Source organism: Streptomyces sp. NPDC055140, assembly GCF_053607285.1.
Genome location: NZ_JBSGTG010000057.1, coordinates 1 through 18,411, shown reverse-complemented (window position 1 = coordinate 18,411; position 18,411 = coordinate 1). Strand labels below are relative to the sequence as shown.

At 67.1% G+C, this 18,411-nt stretch carries 19 protein-coding genes and 6 pseudogenes; 12 read left to right on the top strand and 13 right to left on the bottom strand.

All coding sequences use genetic code 11. The features are described from left to right. Positions 1-210: pseudogene (locus tag ACWFR4_RS45430) on the top strand (ISAzo13 family transposase); the annotation flags it as partial. Here ACWFR4_RS45430 and ACWFR4_RS45425 read toward each other — a convergent pair. The 4 genes and pseudogenes from ACWFR4_RS45425 to ACWFR4_RS45410 all read right to left on the bottom strand — a co-directional run. Further along, positions 147-365 (bottom strand): annotated as a pseudogene (locus ACWFR4_RS45425) (transposase); the annotation flags it as partial. The pseudogenes ACWFR4_RS45430 and ACWFR4_RS45425 sit on opposite strands and share 64 nt — an antisense overlap. Positions 366-1,229: 864 nt before the next feature. Next, positions 1,230-1,496, bottom strand: coding sequence for a hypothetical protein (locus ACWFR4_RS45420; protein WP_453468416.1), 267 nt, complete (start codon positions 1,494-1,496; stop codon positions 1,230-1,232). Positions 1,497-1,565: 69 nt separating this feature from the next. Beyond that, positions 1,566-2,066, bottom strand: a complete 501-nt coding sequence (locus ACWFR4_RS45415) for a hypothetical protein (protein WP_453468417.1) — start codon at positions 2,064-2,066, stop codon at positions 1,566-1,568. 137 nt (positions 2,067-2,203) lie between these two features. Next, positions 2,204-3,043, bottom strand: coding sequence for an endonuclease/exonuclease/phosphatase family protein (locus ACWFR4_RS45410; RefSeq protein WP_453657458.1), 840 nt, complete (start codon positions 3,041-3,043; stop codon positions 2,204-2,206). 48 nt (positions 3,044-3,091) lie between these two features. Here ACWFR4_RS45410 and ACWFR4_RS45405 point away from each other — a divergent pair. After that, positions 3,092-3,211: pseudogene (locus ACWFR4_RS45405) on the top strand (IS5/IS1182 family transposase); the annotation flags it as partial. A gap of 34 nt (positions 3,212-3,245) precedes the next feature. Here the strand turns inward: ACWFR4_RS45405 and ACWFR4_RS45400 are convergent. The 4 genes from ACWFR4_RS45400 to ACWFR4_RS45385 all read right to left on the bottom strand — a co-directional run bounded on the left by ACWFR4_RS45400 (position 3,246) and on the right by ACWFR4_RS45385 (position 7,306). Next, the gene (locus tag ACWFR4_RS45400) at positions 3,246-3,926 is read right to left on the bottom strand and encodes a helix-turn-helix domain-containing protein (protein ID WP_453657456.1); all 681 of its coding nucleotides are present in this window, start codon (positions 3,924-3,926) and stop codon (positions 3,246-3,248) included. A gap of 257 nt (positions 3,927-4,183) precedes the next feature. Further along, positions 4,184-6,751 (bottom strand): MFS transporter, encoded by a 2,568-nt coding sequence (locus ACWFR4_RS45395; RefSeq protein ID WP_453657454.1) that lies wholly within the window; start codon positions 6,749-6,751, stop codon positions 4,184-4,186. Beyond that, on the bottom strand, positions 6,744-6,941 hold the full coding sequence (locus tag ACWFR4_RS45390; protein ID WP_453657452.1) for a hypothetical protein: 198 nt from the start codon (positions 6,939-6,941) through the stop codon (positions 6,744-6,746). Before ACWFR4_RS45390 ends, ACWFR4_RS45395 begins: the two co-directional genes overlap by 8 nt. Before the next feature lie 68 nt (positions 6,942-7,009). Continuing rightward, positions 7,010-7,306, bottom strand: coding sequence for a hypothetical protein (locus tag ACWFR4_RS45385; RefSeq protein WP_453657450.1), 297 nt, complete (start codon positions 7,304-7,306; stop codon positions 7,010-7,012). Positions 7,307-7,484: 178 nt separating this feature from the next. Between ACWFR4_RS45385 and ACWFR4_RS45380 the strand changes: the two genes are divergently transcribed. Then, positions 7,485-7,811 carry a hypothetical protein gene (locus tag ACWFR4_RS45380; protein ID WP_453657460.1) on the top strand — a complete coding sequence of 109 codons (327 nt, stop codon included), beginning with the start codon at positions 7,485-7,487 and terminating at the stop codon, positions 7,809-7,811. A gap of 32 nt (positions 7,812-7,843) precedes the next feature. On the opposite strand, the pseudogene ACWFR4_RS45375 reads toward ACWFR4_RS45380, so the two are convergent. Next, positions 7,844-8,295: pseudogene (locus ACWFR4_RS45375) on the bottom strand (transcriptional regulator); the annotation flags it as partial. 712 nt (positions 8,296-9,007) lie between these two features. Here ACWFR4_RS45375 and ACWFR4_RS45370 point away from each other — a divergent pair. After that, a complete protein-coding gene (locus tag ACWFR4_RS45370) occupies positions 9,008-9,217 on the top strand; it encodes a hypothetical protein (protein ID WP_453657448.1) in 210 nt (69 codons plus the stop codon). A gap of 218 nt (positions 9,218-9,435) precedes the next feature. Here ACWFR4_RS45370 and ACWFR4_RS45365 read toward each other — a convergent pair whose 3' ends face one another. Then, positions 9,436-9,894, bottom strand: a complete 459-nt coding sequence (locus tag ACWFR4_RS45365) for a hypothetical protein (protein ID WP_453657446.1) — start codon at positions 9,892-9,894, stop codon at positions 9,436-9,438. 51 nt (positions 9,895-9,945) lie between these two features. Next, entirely contained in the window at positions 9,946-10,266 is a 321-nt protein-coding gene (locus ACWFR4_RS45360; protein ID WP_453468290.1) for a GYD domain-containing protein, read from the bottom strand. A 575-nt stretch (positions 10,267-10,841) separates the two neighbouring features. Here ACWFR4_RS45360 and ACWFR4_RS45355 point away from each other — a divergent pair. Together ACWFR4_RS45355 and ACWFR4_RS45350 are read left to right on the top strand one after the other, a co-directional pair. Continuing rightward, on the top strand, positions 10,842-11,270 hold the full coding sequence (locus tag ACWFR4_RS45355) for an IS110 family transposase (RefSeq protein ID WP_453657444.1): 429 nt from the start codon (positions 10,842-10,844) through the stop codon (positions 11,268-11,270). A 31-nt stretch (positions 11,271-11,301) separates the two neighbouring features. Further along, on the top strand, positions 11,302-11,661 hold the full coding sequence (locus tag ACWFR4_RS45350) for a hypothetical protein (RefSeq protein ID WP_453657442.1): 360 nt from the start codon (positions 11,302-11,304) through the stop codon (positions 11,659-11,661). A 207-nt stretch (positions 11,662-11,868) separates the two neighbouring features. Here the strand turns inward: ACWFR4_RS45350 and ACWFR4_RS45345 are convergent, their stop codons facing one another. After that, entirely contained in the window at positions 11,869-12,846 is a 978-nt protein-coding gene (locus tag ACWFR4_RS45345; protein ID WP_453657440.1) for a ribosome-inactivating family protein, read from the bottom strand. Positions 12,847-12,877: 31 nt separating this feature from the next. Continuing rightward, positions 12,878-13,390, bottom strand: coding sequence for a hypothetical protein (locus tag ACWFR4_RS45340; protein WP_453657438.1), 513 nt, complete (start codon positions 13,388-13,390; stop codon positions 12,878-12,880). A gap of 317 nt (positions 13,391-13,707) precedes the next feature. On the opposite strand from ACWFR4_RS45340, the pseudogene ACWFR4_RS45335 reads away from it, so the two are divergent. The 6 genes and pseudogenes from ACWFR4_RS45335 to ACWFR4_RS45310 form a co-directional block, all read left to right on the top strand. After that, positions 13,708-14,633 (top strand): annotated as a pseudogene (locus tag ACWFR4_RS45335) (IS5 family transposase); the annotation flags it as partial. A gap of 241 nt (positions 14,634-14,874) precedes the next feature. Next, a complete protein-coding gene (locus ACWFR4_RS45330) occupies positions 14,875-15,573 on the top strand; it encodes a nucleotidyltransferase domain-containing protein (RefSeq protein WP_453657436.1) in 699 nt (232 codons plus the stop codon). Continuing rightward, positions 15,549-16,046 carry an ATP-binding protein gene (locus ACWFR4_RS45325; protein WP_453657434.1) on the top strand — a complete coding sequence of 166 codons (498 nt, stop codon included), beginning with the start codon at positions 15,549-15,551 and terminating at the stop codon, positions 16,044-16,046. The genes ACWFR4_RS45330 and ACWFR4_RS45325 overlap by 25 nt, the downstream gene beginning before the upstream one ends. 218 nt (positions 16,047-16,264) lie before the next feature. Further along, positions 16,265-17,083: a hypothetical protein gene (locus ACWFR4_RS45320; protein ID WP_453657432.1), complete on the top strand. Its 819-nt coding sequence runs from the start codon at positions 16,265-16,267 to the stop codon at positions 17,081-17,083. A gap of 413 nt (positions 17,084-17,496) precedes the next feature. Beyond that, positions 17,497-17,671: pseudogene (locus ACWFR4_RS45315) on the top strand (integrase core domain-containing protein); the annotation flags it as partial. Between the two features lie 420 nt (positions 17,672-18,091). Next, the coding region (locus tag ACWFR4_RS45310; protein WP_453657430.1) for a helix-turn-helix domain-containing protein at positions 18,092-18,411 on the top strand (320 nt) is incomplete at its 3' end.

Genomic DNA, 18,411 nt, shown 5'->3' with positions numbered 1-18,411 from the left:
CATACCCGGATCGCCCGCCCGCACATTGGAACAGCTACACGCCCGAACAACCCCCGCGGAAACCCGTCGCTGACAGTTATTGAAATACGGGCCCCCGCGGTCCCGGAATATTGCCGTTGCACCCCGGCCGAGGCGGTGTCCTTCTTGACGAAGCCGTTGTCATCGATAATCAACACACCCTCAGATGTGCCGAGTTGCTCTGCTGCATAGAACTGCAGGTCATCGCGGAGGCGGTCGGGGTCCCAGCGGCTGTGGGACAGCAAGTGCTGGAGCCCGTCCGGGATGGCACAGCCGGCGTACCCAGCAAGCCGCCAGCCGTTCTTCCGGCCTACCGGGCCCAGCAGCCCGCGCACGTAATCCCGCATCCGGCGTCGTGGGACGGCGCTGTGGGGTCAGTACGTGCGGCGTCGCAGTCGGCGGCCGAGGAGAACGACAGCGGAGCCGGTAGCCAGGGAGGCACCGGCGAGGCCGCTCACGACTGCGGTGCGCCGCACGGAGCCGGAGTTCGCGAGCGCCGGGCGGTCGGATCCGCCGACGGTGGCTCGCAGGGCAACAGCCGGGGACCTGAAGTCACCGCAGCCGGCCGGTGTCCCGCTGACCAGGCGCCCATTTCGCACCCCGGCCCGTCACTCGACAGTGGCAGCCCTAAAAAGGCTCAGTTATCTGGCCAGGACGACGTAGAAGGCCAGAGCAAGGACTATGAGCGCGACCATTGCGAGAAATTGGCCGATGGGAGCCTTCCCCTCAATGCGGTCGCGGCGCTCCTGCGCGTGGGCCTTAATTTCCGCTGCATCGTGTGACCATTGGTTGGGAAACATAGCGCCTCCTGTAGTGGCTGTGATCCAGCGTCTTGTCCCTCAACTGCCATCGAACGACAGACGAGTTGGTGAGCATGCTGCCTCACCTGCCCTGCATGACCCGAGAACTTGAGCAGAAGTTGAGGAACAGAAACCTTTGCTCCACGACCGGCGAATGGCTCGCTACCCGCTGCCATCTCCACCGCGGTCACACCGATACTTCTGTCAAGGGCTCCGTGGCGCGGCCAGTCAAGCGCTCGATGCTTTGATCCAGTGGCACGACGCGATGCTCTTGGGGCGGGAGTGCCAACTCCTTCAACACGACTACGACGAGGCCATGAACGCGCTGGGGACCCCTACGCGGACTACATGAGGATCGCAGCCGACACCCTCCGCAACCACTCGCCGATACCAAGGCTCGTGGACTGACTCTTAGATGTACCGGATGGCAGCTGCCGGAGAAAAGTCTTCTTCGTCGGCATCGGCATCGAACGGCGGGAACTCGACCAAGTCGAAGAAGCTCTCGTGGCCAACGTCCTCAATGACATGGACGTAGACCTCATAAGTCCCCCGCACTGGGCGGACCTCGACGTAGCTGACACCGATTCGGCCGGAAGCGGCGACCGACCCAAGGAACTGCTCAACTGGCCGGCCCCGCTTCAACGCACCGACAACGAAGGACTCCGTCAGGTATCGCACTCTGCGCACCCTACTGAGCGCACCCACTCAGCGGGGATGCGAGCCCTCAGCTTGGGAAGCTGGGGTGGTCTAGGGCCATGTGTGTGCAACGGGGGCGCCTTCCAGCGGGAGGTGGTCGCGGTAATACTCCGATTCCATCATTCCTCGATCACGAAGAGTGGGCGCGAAAAACACGTCCCCGATCTGTCGGGCCCGCAGAAGCAGCCCGAGATCAGTCAAGGCGAGGGAGTCATCGGGCGTGTACAGCAAACAGTTTCCGTGCTCGGCAGCGTGGTCCAGGAGAAAATGGTGCGCCTGCTCAGGATCACGGCCGGCCAGCGCCCAGCCCACGAGGAAGACCTGAGGACCGACCACCGCATCCAGCGACACGCACGCGAGTTTTTCTTCGTCGCAAGAGACCTTCACTCCGTCCGCGAAGTTTTCCTGCCCGTACGGGCCGCCCACCTGCTCGCGGGGAGTGGAGGCCTGGAGCGCGACCGCGACGTCGGTCGGACTCATCCCGAACCGCAACGGTCCCACACCGACCGCGGGCAGCCACTCCCAGCACTCCCGATCACCGTCCGCCCTCACGGTCCCCACCTCTCCCCTGGACAGCTCTCAGCACTCCCCCTTCTGCCCCGGACCTTGATGCCGCTCAGCACGCCACCTGAAGCACCCAGCCACATCGGCGCTCCATCCGGAACCTAAAGGCTGTGCCGTAACACCTGTCAGGGCAGAGGGTGCAGGTCTGAGGGTGTTCGTAGGTCTGCGAGGACAGCGGCGTGGTCGGACGGCCACATGCCGTCTACGGGCTCGTCGCCGACGCGGCGGATGGAGCGGACGGAGCCAAGACCTTGAGGGCCTGGTGGGCCTGTGTGGATGTAATCGACGCGGGCGCTGGGTTCGAATCCGGCGGCGACGAACGGGTTGGCCGCGTTCCAGGTTGCTGACGGCTGTGCCGGGTCTGCGTATTCCCACGCGTCGAGGAAGACCTGGCCAGGGACGGCAGGTGCCGTCTTGTATCCGCCGAACTGTCGTACTTCGTCGGAGTCGGGAAATGCGTTGAAATCGCCCGTGACAATGGGTGGGAAGTCGGTTCCACTGCTGTGCGCCGTGACGAACTCGGCGAGCACCTTTACCTGTTGGCAGCGTATTGCGGAGGCATCGATGGCCGACGTGAGGTGGGTAGTGAAGAACGGCACCTGGTGTGTGGGGGCGTCGATGCGTGCGTAGAGGGCGAGACGGCCGTCATCGTCGTCCTCGCGGGCCGGCAGCTCTATCGTGTCGTGCTCCGCGATGGGCCATCGGCTCAGGACGGCGTTGCCGATGTCCACCGTCGAGTCCCCGATCCGTCCTTGCCACCGCTCCGGCGCGCGGGATGCTGCCCAGGTCCAGTGCATGTCGAGGTGGGATGCGAGCCATTCCGCAAGGTTCTCCCCGCCGCGGGCCCACACCTCCTGAAGGCCGATGACATCGGGTTGGAGATCTCTCAGCACCGTGAGGATGGCCTTTCGCCGTTCCTCCCACGGGCCAAAACGCCACCACATGTTCCATGTCAGCACGCGCATCACTGCCACCCCTCTGTCTGGTTCGCATGAGCATCCTGGACCATGCCGGACCGGCATGACTCGAAGGGCTGGGAAGAATCCGGTGCCAAGGCCGCCGTCGGCAACACCGTCACAATCGCCGACGGCGGCTACCAGGGCACCGGCCTGGTCATCCCGCACCGCCGCCAAGCGCGCGGGATCGCCCGCCTGCACAACCTCTCCCTCACCGGATAGCCAACGTGACCCATGCCGCGGTGGGATGTGTGGTGGCGCCGAGGACACGGACGCGGCGGTTGGCGTGCTCGATGACGGCGAAGACGTACAGCGTCGCGCCATTGAGCGTGGTGACCGTGAAGAAGTCGCAGGCCAGGATCGTCTGGGCATGGCTGCGCAGGAAGTCGGCCCAGGTCTGGCGCTCGCGTTCGGGCACCGGCTCGATTCCATGCACCCTGAGGATCTCCCACACCGTCGAGGGTGCGAGCTTGATGCCCAGGGCAGCGAGTTCGCCGTGGATCCTGCGGTATCCCCACCGGGGGTTCTCCCGGGTCAGGCGCAGCGCCAGGACCTGGATCGCATGGCGGGTAGGCGGTCTGCCGGACCTCTTGCGCCGGGAGGCACCCGCGTGGTGTCGACGCATGAGGTCACGATGCCACCGCAGGATCGTCTCCGGGGAGACGATCGGATGCAGCTGCCGCAGCTTGGGTCTTGGGAGCCGACAGAGGAGGGCGGCAAGGAAGGCGCGATCCACCGACGTGACACGCGGCCTGTCGATCTGCCGCTGCAGGACAACCAGCTGGTGACGCAGCGTCAATATTTCGACGTCCTTGTCCATGTTGCTCATCGGCAGCAGCCGTATCAAGGCGAACATGCTCGACACGGCGAGGTAGGGCAGTCGCAGCAGCACGATCGATCAGCCTGACACGCCGATCCGCCGATCACCGACCGTTTACCCAAATCTGCACGTCGCAGGCCGTGGATGGGGTTTTCGGCACCCGCGGGCAGAAGGCCAGAGGGCCTCTCACCCTGAACGTTCAGGGTGAGAGGCCCTCTGACATCAACGTCTGACATCAACGACGGCGGTCACTGGCGACCAGGACGCCGCCTGAGCAGTCGGTCCATGTGGCTCATGGTTTCCCGCGGCGTGAGGACCACCTGTGTCGGTCAGTGCCCCAGATTCACGTCCGCGTCCCTCTCGCCCTCGCCGCTCACCGCCAGCGGCACTGCCTGGGGCGCGTACCCGCTGGCGATCACGGTGTAGTCGCCGGTGTCCAGGTCGTTGAAGGCGTAGGCGCCGTGCGCGTCGGTGACCGTCGTGGCGATGGTGTTGCCCGCCGCGTCGAGCAGCGTGACCTGGGCATCGTCGACCGGGTGGCCCGCGCGGTTGCGGACGGTGCCGTGGACGTGGGCGCCAGGGGCGAGGCGGATCTCGTAGCGGTTGGCGGCACCGCCCGCGACCTCGGCCGCCAGGGCTGCCGGGCGGTGTCCGGGGGCGCTGACCACGAGGGTGTAGTCGCCGGGGGCCAGGTCCGCGATGCCGAATTCGCCGGCGTGGTCGGCCGCCGCGGAGGCGATGACCTCGCCGCGCACGTCGGTCGCGGTGACCAGGGCGCCAGGCAGCGGCCGGTCGTCGGGGGTGGCCAGGACTGTGCCGGTCAGGCCGGCCGCGCCAGAGAGCACTAGGTCGAAGTCGACCAGGCCGTCGGCCACCGTGATGGTGGTGGCCTGCGGCTGCCGGGCGCCGCCGGAGGCGATCAGGACGTACGTTCCCTCTGCGGGCGCGGTGACCGCGTAACGGCCGTCCGCCTGCGTCGTCGTACGGCCGAGCTGGCTGCCGCGCAGGTCGATCAGCGTGACCACGGCGCCCGCCACGGGCGATCCCGCGTTGTCGCGGATGTGGCCGCGGACACCCGAGGCCGGTTCGTCCGCGAGGGCGGTGGCGAGCGACGCGACCGGGGCCGCCTCCACCGCCTCCGCCGTGTCCGCCATCGCCGTCACGGGCGTCTCGGCGGCGACATCCGAAGCGGTCCCACCCTCCTCCGCCGCCCGCGCCTCCAGGCCCGACATCTTGCGCAGCGGGACCTCCTTGGTCCACAGGACCATGAGGAACGCGACCGCGATCACGCCCGCCGCGATCAGGAACACCACGTGCATGGAGTCGGCGAAGCCCTGCTTGAAGGGCTCCGACAGGCGCGGGTCCAAGTGCTGGATGAAAGACGAGTCGCTCAGTACGTCGGAGCTGCCGCCGCCCGCGCCGGGGTGCTGCAGCATGTCGAGGACCGGCTTGTTGGCCGGGTCGGACAGGACCGCCGGGTCGTGCAGCGCGGCCTGGAACTGGTGCGTCCCGGCGGCCGCCTTGAACGCCGAGGAGATCTTGTCGCCGACGTTCGAGAACAGCACCGACAGGAAGATGGCCGTACCGGCGGTGGCGCCCATCTGCCGGAAGAACGTGGACGACGCGGTCGCCACGCCCATGTCCTGCGGCGGAACCGCGTTCTGCACCGCGAGCACCAGGGTCTGCATGCAGCCGCCGAGGCCGAGGCCGAAGACGAGCATGTAGATCATGCTCTCCCACAGCGGGGTGTCCCACTGGACCTTGAAGTGGAAGAGCAGCAGCGCCGTGACCATGAGGACGGTGCCGATGGTCGGGAAGATCTTGTAGCGGCCGGTCTTCGCGGTGATCTGGCCGGAGACGATGGACGCGATGATCATGCCGAGCATGAGCGGCAGCATCTCGAGACCGGACTTGGTGGGGCTCGCGCCCTTCACGATCTGCAGGTACTGCGGGATCATCAGCATCCCGCCGAACATGCCCGCGCCGATGAAGACGGACAGCAGGCTGGTCTTACTGAAGATCGCGTTGCGGAACAGGCGCACCGGGATCAGCGCGTCGTCGCCCATCCGGCGCTCGACGAGGATCCAGGAGATGATGCCGACGACGCCGATGCCGTAGCAGGAAAGGGACCTGGACGAGTCCCAGCCCCACTCGCGGCCCTGCTCGGCCACCAGGAGCAGCGGCACGACGCCGAGTGCGATGGTGAACGCGCCCCACCAGTCGATCCGCCGGTCGCGGCGGGTGTGCGGGATGTTGAGGACCTTGGCGACGACGAACAGCGCGATGATGCCGATCGGAACGTTCACCAGGAACACCCAGCGCCAGCCGACGACGCCCAGAATGCTGTCCTGACCGGCGAGGAAGCCGCCGATGAGCGGCCCCGCGACGCTGGAGGTGGCGAAGGTGGCGAGCATATAGCCCTGGTAGCGGGCCCGTTCGCGGGGCGGCACGATGTCGCCGATGATCGCGAGGGCGAGGGACATCAGGCCGCCGGCGCCGATGCCCTGCAGGGCGCGGAACGCGGCGAGTTCGGTCATCGACGTCGAGAACGTGCAGGCCGCCGAGCCGAGGATGAAGATGCTGATCGCGCCCAGGAAGTAGGGCTTGCGGCCGTGCAGGTCGGACAGCTTGCCGTAGAGCGGCGTCGCGATCGTCGAGGTGATCAGGTATGCCGTCGTCGCCCACGCCTGCTGGCTCAGGCCGTGCAGGTCGTCCGCGATGGTGCGGATCGAGGTGGAGACGATGGTCTGGTCGAGCGCGGCCAGGAACATGCCCAGCATCAGACCGCTCAGAATGGTCAGGATCTGGCGGTGGCTGAGGCCACCGCCGGAGGAGGCGGGTGTCGCCTCCGTGTGCTTAGCGGTGTCTCGGCTCGGTGCCGACACGGCCTCACTCATGCTTGCTTGCTCCCTGCTGCGCCCCGGCTTCGGGCTGAGTCCCGTCGCCGTGGCGTTTCTGTTGATGCACTACCAGGTCGTCGTTGAGGCGTGTCATCAGCCGGATCAGCTGATACCGGTCCTCGGGGGGCCAGGGACCGAGGAGCTCCGCCAGCTGCGCGTCGCGCTGCTGGCGGTACTTCTCGTACACCGCCCTGCCGGACTCGGTCGCGTGCAGCAGCGTTCCGCGCCGGTCCTCCGGGTCGGGCCGCCGCTCGATCAGCCGCGCTCCACCATGGAGCGGACCTGACGACTGACTGTCGACAGGTCGAGGAAGGTCTCGGTGGCCAGATCGGTGGCCCGCTGCTCCCCGTCCCGTACGAGCCGGGCCAGCAGGACGCGCTCACCGGCGCCCTGCTCCAGCTTGGTCTGGTGCCTGCGTGCCGCGACCAGCCGGGTGAAGCGCACGATCTGGCTCCCCAGTCCTGCCCCGGCCTCCTCGGCACTGGCGACCCCGGTGTCCCCGGTTGTCCTGTGCTCCCCCGCTGCGCGGTCATGGACCGTCCCCTTGCCCATTGCCCCGCCCCCTCTTCCGCTCAGATTTTATTGCTTGTAGCTACCAAGTGAGTGTAAAGGGCCCGGAACGGTGTTCGGTACGGGCTTGAGATGCACGACCCGGCGCGCGTGGCAGCCGGATGCGCCGGTGGCGAAGGAACCGCCGGAGAAGCTCTCCGTTTGAGGCGATCACGGTCTGATGCTGACCGTGCTCGTACTGGCCTCCCCCGACCGGGCGCCCGCGCTCATTACCGAGGTCGAGAGCGTGGCAGAGGCCCGCGTTGTCTCGCACACGCAGGACAGCGCGCTCGCGCTCGCCAGGGCCAAGGTGCCGCCGGCCGATGTGCTCGTCGCCGATCTGAGCACCCAGTACACGCCCGACTCGGCCACCGGCGTGCACCGTGCACGACGGCTGTCGACGCCGTGCACGGTCGAAGCTAAGGCGCGGTCATCGGCACCATCGCAGCGGAAAGCTCCCTCGCCCCCGCACCCGGCGCCGCCCCGGGCCCGCTTGCCTGCGTCCTGACCGACGGACTCCTGCTGACGGGCTTCGGCTACCGCGAACCCGATGTTCATCACGTACTCGCACTCGCCCCACCGAGAGCCGAGGTCGACGACCGCGTCATTGATCCAGGCGTCGTCGAGAGCCGCGGCATTGCCGGTAGCTCAGGCGTCGACGATGCGGTCCCAGTGGCGGACGTTGAGGGTGCGGTAGTCGACAACGCACTGGAGGGGGCGCGAGACCTGGGACTGGCTGAGGGGGTGGGACTCGACGCGGGTGGCCGCGGCCGTGGCGGTTCAAGCGGGTCAGCAGGTGGCGGGAAACGTTGGCGCGGCGGACCGTGCGGCAGGCGGTCTCGGTGCGGTCGAGGTTCTTCGCCGACGGGTTGCGGCGGCCGTCCAGCCAGGCCTTCAGCGTGCGGCCGGTGCCCATGAGACCGGCGGCGCGGGCGGCGCCCCCTGGCGTCGTCGGTGCGGGTCACGTAGTGCAGACGGGCCATCAGGCAGCGAGTCCATTTGGCACGTCACGGCCGTGATCTTCGCGCCCTGCGGCACGTTGAAGATCACCCAGCCGGTGGCCTTGGCGCCCTGGCCCTGATCGGAATGCTCCGCGCGCTACCCCGGGGGCCAACTACGGCGCGCACAGGCCAACTAGCGTGCGGCCAGTGCGCCGCTTTGTGGTTGCTGTGCTCAGCGCAGTCCTGGCGATGACGGTCGGTGGTTGTGCGACGGACAAGGGCGCGCGTCCGACGGCGCGTCAGAGCGAGAAGGCCGGCTCCGGGCTGTGGCGGCCGGTGGGCCACACCGGCAACCCCGGGAACCTGTACGGCGTGGTGGCTACCGGCGCGCTGGACGCATGGGCGGTGGGAGACGAGAACGATGAGCCGGTCGTCATGCGGTGGCGCGGCGGGACGTGGACGGGTGTCGAGGTACCCGGGCAGCAGCGTCGCTCGGGACTTGCGCCAGTTACGCGTCGGCCGTGCTGAGTGCAGTTCCACGTCGATCCCCACGTAACGTGCTCATGATGCCTGCTGCAGAGGCTCAGCATCTGATCCGTAGCTCTATGTGGATCGGTCATCGGCGGTCGTATCGGCCACGCATCAGTCCCGCGCGGCTGCCGCCGCCCGGTACTGGTCGTTGCGGTTGCTGTACTTCGCTGCTGTACAGCCGGAGCCCAACAAGCCTTGCCAAAAGACTCATCGTCCGGCTTCGATCGCATCCATGACCAACGGCGCAACCGTCAGCCTCGCCGACGACCAGATCCTCAGCAACCAGATCCTCCGCGGCATCAAGATCCTTCGTGACCATCTGGGCTGCTCGCTCCATGAGGCTCTGGACGCCTTTGTCGCCCGGTACGAAGTGTTGAGGGTAGAGCGGCCAGAGGCCTTCGTGTGTGGTCATGACGAGTACTGGACCGGCTTCTACTCGTGAGGCTCCATGCCCGTCCCCGGCCTTCCACAGGCGATCGCAACTCGGACTGTGGCAGGTGACCACTTCGTCCCGAAGCAACTCAGGATGCTCGCTGCCCTTGGCCTGCCGTGCCTGTCACCTGCGCTGATGGTCCGCTGACGGCCACGGTTGTTCGCGGGTGTGCGGCGCGGTTGTCACGCAGTTAGACACTCACCGCTGAGGCGGTGATGCCGGAGCCCTCAACCTCCGTAACGGTTCCGCAGGTCAGTCGTGACACTCGACATGATGCTCATTGCCTGGTGCGGAAAGGTCTCTGCCAACGGCATCTCAACCTGGGGGTCATAGGCCGTCAGGCCGGTCTCCTTCTCCACAAGCGCGCAGAGGGCGAAGAGCTTGCCGAGCACTCTTGCAGCACCATCACCGTTGTGCCAGTAGGGCACCGTGATGCTGACCTCGTCACCGAATACGGACAGGTCGATACCGGTGTCGGAGTGGCTGAGGTCGCGTGACTCCTGCTCGTACTCCGTGATGTCCACATCGCTGAGCAGCGCGCAGGCCTGCGGCACTACTCGCTGCCACGCTTCGAGGAGCTCGGCGGACATCGGCTCGCTGTCTTCGGCCGCGGCCTCGGCGGCCTCCAGGACGTCGTCCCAGGACTGCCCCTCGTCTCGGCTCAGAAAGTAGATGTCGTAGCTCACCGCGGGATCGTAGAGCCAGCGGCTATCGCTGTAAGCGGCAGGGTCCCGGGCTCACGTGCCGGGGGAGCGGAAGGTAACTTGCCGGCGGGCGGCCTCGTCGATCTCGTCGAGGGTGAGGAGAGGGGTGGCCCGGGTGTGGAGGGCTCCGCTGGCCTTGACGGTGAGGCTGACGGCGGCCATGGAGACCGGGTCGGGGAAGTCGACGATAAGCACGATGTCGTCCTCCCCGAAGGCGAAGTACATGGCCTCGACCTGCCCGCCGAGGCTGGTGACGACATGGTCGACGGCGGCGCGACGGCCACTCGCGCCTTCCTTGAGCAGACCCTTGGTGCCCTCGGGCGTGTAGGTGGCCTGGATGAGGAACTTCGACATAGGGATGCTTCCTGCCCATCGTTTGTCCGGTGTGGAATGACCTTCCCGCTGTCACATCGGCCACTACGCGCGGAACGGCTGGGTTCACTCGTTAGAACCTGAACTCTTGGGCTGACCGCGGCATCATGAATTGCAGTGGCGGCTCTGTCTGCTGATGGGCGGGGTGTCAACCGACGGTCGGTCAAGCAGCGGCGAAAAGACCTTCGCCTTCCAACGGCACATCGTCCACCCACCTCAACCCACTACTCTCCCCTGCTTCCGTCCCATCCCCGTCGACCCACACACTGTGGAGCGGGCGTGGTTCATGGCGTCCAGGTGGAGCGCGTCACCGCACGAACGACTGTGAGGATTGGTCATGGCACCGCTCGGCGGCCTGACCCACCGAACGATTGACGCTTCGGGCTGTCTTTTCCAGGAATCGTCGGCGGTCTGGGCGGTGCCGCTCTGCACGCGGCCGGTCGAGCGCCTGTGACCTCATAGGAGCCCGGCCAAAGGTCCCATCACGGTCTTGTCCTGACGCCCGACCGGCCCGTGCGATCCCTCGCGCATCGCACGGAAGGACAGCAGTTCCCAGCATGGCAGATCAGATCGCGGTGGTCGGCGGCGTGGACACCCACACCGACTTCCACCAGACAGCCGTGATTGACACCATTGGCCGGCACCTGGCCACCGCTTCGTTCCCCACCACTCCCGACGGCTACCGCCGCCTGCTGGAGTGGATGCGCTTGTACGGTGACGTGCTCGCCGTCGGAGTTGAAGGGACCGGCGCCTACGGTTCCGAACTCGCCCGGTTCCTTGGGGTGAACGAGGTGAGCGTGGCCGACGTCGACCGGCCTGACCGCAAGGCCCGCCGGGCCAACGGCAAGTCCGACCCCGTCGATGCCTACGCCGCCGCGACCGCCGTCCTGTCCGGCCGCGCCCACGGCCGGCCCAACGCGCGTCCACAGGTCATCGGTCACAAGATCGCTGCTCACTCCGGCAGCGTGGCGGAAGATCTTGGTTGAGGTGGAGCGATTGGCCCGGCAGACTCGCCCGATGAGTCAGAGCGGCGAGCTGGGAGTTTGGGACGGCCCCTTCTATCGAGTCCATACAGAGCACTTCGAAGCCGCGTTCGTACCGAATGCCGGTGAGGACCTGGAGTCGGTGGACAACGTCGATGTCTTCGTCGATCTTCCGGACGGCTCGCGATGGAGCGCGACCATCATCACTCTCGCCCAGGTCGAGCTTGCAATGAAGCGGTGGGCCGCAACCGGGGAAGCCCTGGGAGGCCGCTACTTCTGGGTCTCGGACGGCCTCATCGTCCGCGATGCCGGCATCAGCAACATGACCCAGGTGCTGGGCGGACTGGTCGAGAACGACGAGTTCGCGCAGGTTCTTCAGCGGCTCGACAACTGACAGGCCCCCGCCGGTTGCGAAAGCCTGACTCTGAAACGATCAGTTAGTGCGGTGCGCCGGCCGGCGACAGCTACGGGCGTCACCGCGAAGGACGCCGGGGCGACCGCGCCGAGACACTGGCCCAATGCCACCAGCGCATCCTCGGGCACGCGGTGGAACACGGCGACAGCCGCTCCCGGTGAGCACCTTTGTGTGGTGCTGCGAAGGTCAGCTCTTCCTCGTCGGCGGCTTGATCAGGTAGAGCCGGCGGGCCAGATCCAGCGCGGTCAGCAGCACACGGGCCCCATTCCAGACGTATTCACGGCGTTGCTGCCACACCTCCTGATAACCCGTCGGATCAGCGGCGCGTGCCCGAATGACAACTTGGGAATCTTGGTCCCAGCTCGTGATCTCGTCCGCGTGGCGGCGTACCTCCCAGTCCCTCCCGCCACGAATCGCCTGGGCGATGTACGCGGGAATTGCCTGGAACCGTGCCCCTTCGGCCAAGGCCACGGCGAGCGCCTCGACTCCGGTCTCCAGCGTGTGGGTGCTTGTGTTCGGGTCATGATGGTAGATGTCGCGCACCGCATTCCGCAGGCGGCTCCGGCTGATCGTGGTTCCGGCGAGATTTCTGTAGTTGACACCCCAGCCGAAGTGCTCCCTGCGGGTGCCCGGGTACACGCTGCCCGGGACCATGTCCCTCGTTCGACCATCGACCTGCTCGGTGAATGTGTAGAAGACCCGACGGCTCGCGTCCCTGTTCTCCACGTAGAACCCCAGCAGATAGCTGTCGGACCGGCGGAAGACTGCTCGGACCATACCGCCCAGGATGAACTCGTCCTCGGTGAACCGTCCGATGTTGATCGATTGGAAGGCGTTTGGGTCGGGGTTCTGGATCAGGTGACCGGCGCCGGGCCGACGGGCGCTCTCGTCCCCCAGCAGCGCGTTGCGGATGTTCGCGACCGTGCGGGTGTAGATGTCGGCGAAATCCTCGTCATCTGTCACTGCTCGTGGCTGCGCCTGCCCCTGGGGCTGCGGCTGGGCCCGAGCACTCTGGTCCTGCTCGGTCCGGGCCGGTGCGCCATAGGTGACCGCCCCTCCCGCACCCAGGGTGCCTGCCAGTACCGAAACCACCACAGCCGCGCTGACCAACCGCCGCCGCACCGTCCCGTGTTCAGGCCGTACGGTCCGTTCGGTCCGTTCCATCCTTCGCGTCATCTCGTCCGCGCCTCCCATGTCAGGCCCAGAACTCGAACTCGGCCTGCAGCGTGCCCTTGGTGACCCGGCCCCCGTCGCTGTAGTAAAGGGCCTTGTACTCCGCGCCCTTCGTCAGGTTCGCGTCGATCAGGGTCGAGCCGTACGCGGCGCAGTTGGCGTTGCCGCAGGCCCAGTCCCACGTGACGCGCTTGCCGTTGCTGTCCTGGATCTCGATCCAGTCCCAGCCGTTGTACGGGTCCCGTCCCGAGGGCGCCACCCACGTGACGCTGACCCCCTTGATATGGGACTGGTACCAGTAGCCCCTGAACTGAGCCGGGGCTACTTCACTGATCAGGTAGTCGGTGTTGATCTCACCTGGATGCGGGTCCTCGGAGCCATCGCTCCGGACCGTCGGCGGCTGCCACTGCTCACGCGCCGAGTCGGCCCCCGGAGCCGCATGCGCAGCGGGCTTCGTCGGCTCCCCCGAACCCTGCGATGCCGCGGCAGCGGTCCCCAACGCCACCACGGACACAATCACGAGCACTCCGGCCATGACCGCGGTCCTCCGCCGGGGCGTGTCCGCCCCGGCGGATAAGGAAGAGACCCTGTCTTTGCCTCGCGTGCGGAACAGCATGCGTACTTCACCTCGCCGTTTGTCGGAGATCAATGCGCCAGAAACGCTAGGGAGCCACGATCAACGTTCCGTTGACGATCGATCAACGCACCTTCGCGAATGCAAGACACAAAGCCGAGGAGCCTTTAGCGCGACTGCGCGACTGTCCGGCAGGTCGCGGGCCCGGCGCGCCGACGCCGAGACGTATGTGTCCAACAACCGATCGACTAGGCACTGTTTCTCGGATCTCTCCATGAGTGGGGTGTTGGGGGCAGGCTGGTTGTACGGGCCGTGGGGATCTGACGAATGCGGAGTGGGATCGGCTGGAGTCGTTCTTACCGCGTGGTGGGACGCGTGGGGGCCGGTGGAGTGATCACCGACGGGTGATCAACGGGGTGCTGTACCGGGTGCGGACGGGGGTGCAGTGGCGGGATCTGCCGGAGCGGTTCGGGCCGTGGTAAACGGTCTATAAACGGCATCGCCGCTGGTCGGCGGATGGAACATGGCAGATGCTGCTGTCGAAGGTGCAGGCAGCCGAAGATGCCGCGGGCCGGATTGACTGGGACGTGTCGGTGGACTCAACAGCGGTGCGGGCTCACCAGCATGCCGCCGACGCGAGGAAGGACCCGTCCACCACACCGCCTCAAAAAAGGGGGCAGTCCAGGGGTCGAACCGGGCCGATCCAGTGCTCCGGAGACTCGTCGTCCGGCTGGAGGAGGTGGTCAGATCGGCGAATGCCTGGGACGTTCCCGCGGCGGCTTCACGACCAAAATCCACCTCGCCGCCGACGGGCGACGCTGGCCCCTCGCCCTCGTCCTGACACCCGGCCACTACGGTGACGGCCTGCAGTTCGAGCACATCCTGCAGCAGGTCTCCGTGCCCGCACCGGAGTTGGTCGACCCCGCACCCGTCCCGACAGTGTGTTGGCTGACAAGGCCTACACGTCCCGCAAGAATCGCTGCTATCTGCGGCGACGCGGAATCCGGGACACCATCCCCGAACGTCACGACCAGCAACGACACCGACACAGCCGTGGTTTCCGAGGCGGCCGACCCACCTGGTTCGACAGCGAGCACTACAAGAAGCGCAACACCGTCGAACGCGCCATCAACCGACTCAAGGCTTCCGCGCCGCCGCCACCCGCTACGAGAAACGTGCCTACATCTACCTCGGCACCGTCACCCTCGATGGCTGCCCGGACCTCGACTCGGCCAGGCAGAGGGCGGCGGTGAGTGGTCATGTGGCGGATCCCATCGTCTGTGTGGCTTCGTTCACGCCGGAAGGAAGCAGTTGTGCGTGAGTTCGGGAGTCAGTTAGCGGTCACGTGGCGAGAGATGTTGACGAGTTTTGACAGCACCGCTGTGCCGTCGCGTCGTGTGAAGAATTCGCTGTGCCTTGGGAAGGCCTGTCCGTAGGGTTCCTGCATGGACGACCCCGTGCTCACCGCTCGCGAACTGATACGGGATCGGTTTCCCGCCGCCCAGGCAGCCTTCCTCGCCGGCAGCGTGCTGACCGACCGCAGGACGCCCACCTCCGATCTGGACATCGTGGTCCTCTTGGACGGGCCGCCCGCACCCAACCGGGAGAACCTGGTCTACCGCGGCTGGCCCGTGGAACTGTTCGTGCAGACCCAGGCCGTCTGGCACCGATTCGCCGACCAGGAGACCGCGAAGCGGAGTTCGCCGTTGCTCGCCATGTGTTCCGACGGCATGCTCCTGCTGGACAGGGACGGGCTGGGCGCTTCGCTCCAGGCCGAGGCGCGAAAGCGTTGGGCTGCGGGCCCGCCACCGCTCTCGGACCGTGAGCGGGACTACCAGCGGTACATCCTGACCGACCTCCTCGAGGACCTGCGTGGCTGCGCGGACCCCGCCGAACAGGTGCACTTGGTCGCGCACATGCTGCAGCGCGCGTCGGAGCTGGTCCTGCTGGTCGGCGGGCACTGGCTCGGCGGAGGCAAGTGGCTGTCACGGCGGCTGGCTGCGGCCGACCCCGGGCTGCACCGTGCGTTGACCGAGACCGCCGCGCAGGCAGTCGCCGGAGACACAAGCGTCTTCGCCGCGGCCGTGACAGAGGCGCTGGACCGAGCCGGTGGCCCGCTGTGGGACGGGTACGCCATCCGATAAGCCGGTGGGGCGCGGCTCACCACCACAGGGCACACGACCCGGCAGGCGGCTGGAGTTGGCCACGACGGCAGCTTCCTCGCCTCCGTCCAGAACGCGCCCAGGCCGACGACCTCTACGAACTCGTCTCCGCCCGGCAGGCCAAATCGCTGATCATCACCAGCAACCGGTCGCCCAGCAACTGGTATCCCCTCTTCCCCAACCCCGTGGTCGCCGAGTACCTGCTCGACCGGGTCATCAGCACCAGCCACCAAGTCATCATGAACGGCCCCAGCTACCGGCCCAACAAGCGTCCGAGGAACGGAAGTTGGTCTTCCCTCACGCCCGGCGGTGAAGGGCGGCCCGATGAACCAGCGACGCTCTCTTCCCGCCCGGGTCACCCGCGCAGTCGGCGGGTCGTGATCGGTGCGTCGGCGTTCGTCGGCGTGCCCTGGTGGGTCTTCGTGTGCGTGGCCGTCCTCGGGGCGCTGCCCTGATGAGAGATCCCTGCGTTCCCCGCGTAGGAATGCCCCCGGGGAGCTGGGGTTCCGGGACGTCGGCTGTTACTCGGCACCGAATTGCCCAAGCGTCGGCCGATGTGCGGGAGCGGGCGACGGCCGGGGTGAGGTCTGAGCCCTGGGCTCCTTTCGACATGCATTGACCAGCGGGTCCGTGGGGCTGAAAGTGGCCCTACTGATCGACTGGGGCGGGAAGCATGACACACGACGAATACGCCGACCACTGCGAGGAGCTCTTCGCGGTGGGCGGATTCTCCAAGGTTCGGAAGCTGGCCGAATCCGGCCTGGAGGAACTCGGACCCGATCCGGTGCTCTACCGGTGGCTCGGCCTCGCACACGCGGCGGAGGACGAGGACGACCACGATGCCGAGGCGCAGAAGGCCTACGAGACCGGGCTCACGCAGTGGCCGGACGACCTCGGACTGCTTGTCTCCTACCTGGAGCTGTGCCTGCGGGCCGACGAGTGGACATACCCCGGGCGCAGCGGTCGAGCGGGCCTGCTCAAGGAGCGGATCGCCGTGCTGGCTCCGGCGGGGTCGCCCGAGGCGGCACGGGTGGAGGACGCGCTCGGCTGGGCCGGCCGGGGCTACTGGCAGGACGTGCGGGAAAGAACGGCCACCGCGCGGGCGGAGCGGGCGGCTCTGACGTCCCACAGCACCGATGTCGCCGAAGCGCTGGAACAGGGCGGCCGGGCGCCCGCGCATCCCGAGGACCTGCGGGCAGCGGAGGTGGCGGCCGCGCTGGAACTGCTGGCCGGCCCGTGGCGGGCCCCTCTCCGGCTCATGGTCCGCTACCGGGTGGCCGCGTACGTCGCCACGTTCGTGCTGGTCCTCGCCACCAACAAGACACTGGTTCTGAGCGGGACCGTTTCCTACAGCGTGTGGGGCTGGATCTGGTACGCACCCCTCCTGCTGGCCGACTCGAAGCTCAAGCAGGCCCGGCGGCTGGCCCGGCAGCGGGTGATCGCCGCGATGGAGGCCCGGCACGCCGAGACCGCCACTCACCGAGAGCCCTGACGGCGGCTGACGGCCATCCGGCCGCGGGCCCTTCGCGCCCGGCTTCCTGGTGGCCTCAGGCGCGAGGCGGCAGGACCTCGATGATTTCGGCGATGCCGGCGGCGGGTTGCGCCTCGTGCATGGTGATGACATCACCGGGCTTCAAAAATGGTGACACTGCTCGGACTGCAGGGGAGCCAGGCGAACGTCGGCTGCCTCTCCAGGGCCGAGCTGCGGCGCGAACTCCACCCAAAGCCGCGCGATGTTCAGATCGTGCTGTCCGTCTGCGGTGCGGTTACTGACGCCCCACAGTGGTATGAGCCGACCGTCTCCGGAGAAGGCACTCTGGCATCCTGTCGGGCTCGGAAGGCCGTCGCCGCAGGTAGCAGCGGTCGGGCGATCGCGGCTGGCACCATGTCCACGTGTTCGCTTCGATGCTGTACAAGGTGGCCCGCAAGCTGTTGTACGTCCCCGGGGGGGCTGCTGCGCCGCGACACAACAAAGGATGCCGAGTTGCTCGTGCTCCGGCATCAGAACGCAGTACTGCGCCGCCAGCTCGCCGGCCCGGTCCGCTACGAGCCCGCGGACCGGTTCTGGCTGGCGGCACTGGACATCTGCGACGTGACCTTGACGCCGTCACCGCCGGACTGAGCCTGCCCGGTCGAGCGGCAGAGTCGAGGGCCACGTGAACCGGATCAAATGCCTGAAAAGGCAAGGCTATGGAAGAGCGAACCTCGACCTCCTGCGACGCCGCATCATCCTCACCCCATGAACGGAGTCACACTCATGCATGTACCTGCGCTGATCGCCTGAGATGGTGACGGTCACCTTTACGTTGGTGATGCTGCCCGTCGTGTCTTGGCTGTAGGCGCCGATCCGATCGACCCTCTCCCCTTGCACCGCGAAACGGGACTTGATGATGTCCTAGTTGTATTGAGCATGAGCGTTGTTGACACGCGCGGGCCTTGAAGAAGGCGAAGGCCTCCGTGTGTGGTGGAGGTGTCGAATCTGCACCGCACGGAGGCCTTCATGTCCCACCGTAACGCCCGTCTGACCCTTCACGGCAGGCGGATCCTGGTCGACCGAGTCTGCTCCGGCCGGCCGATCGCTCACGTCGCCAAGGAAATGGGCATCTCCCGCCCCACCGCCTACAAGTGGGTGCGACGCTGGCGAGCGGAGGGAGAGGCCGGACTCTACGACCGCTCCAGTCGCCCCTACGCAACACCGCTGCGGACCCCGCCGGCACGCGAGGAAGAGGTCTGCGAACTGCGCCGCAGCCGCAAGCTCGGTCCCGCCCGGATCGGCCCGATCCTGGGCATGCCGGCCTCGACGGTGCACCGTGTCCTGGT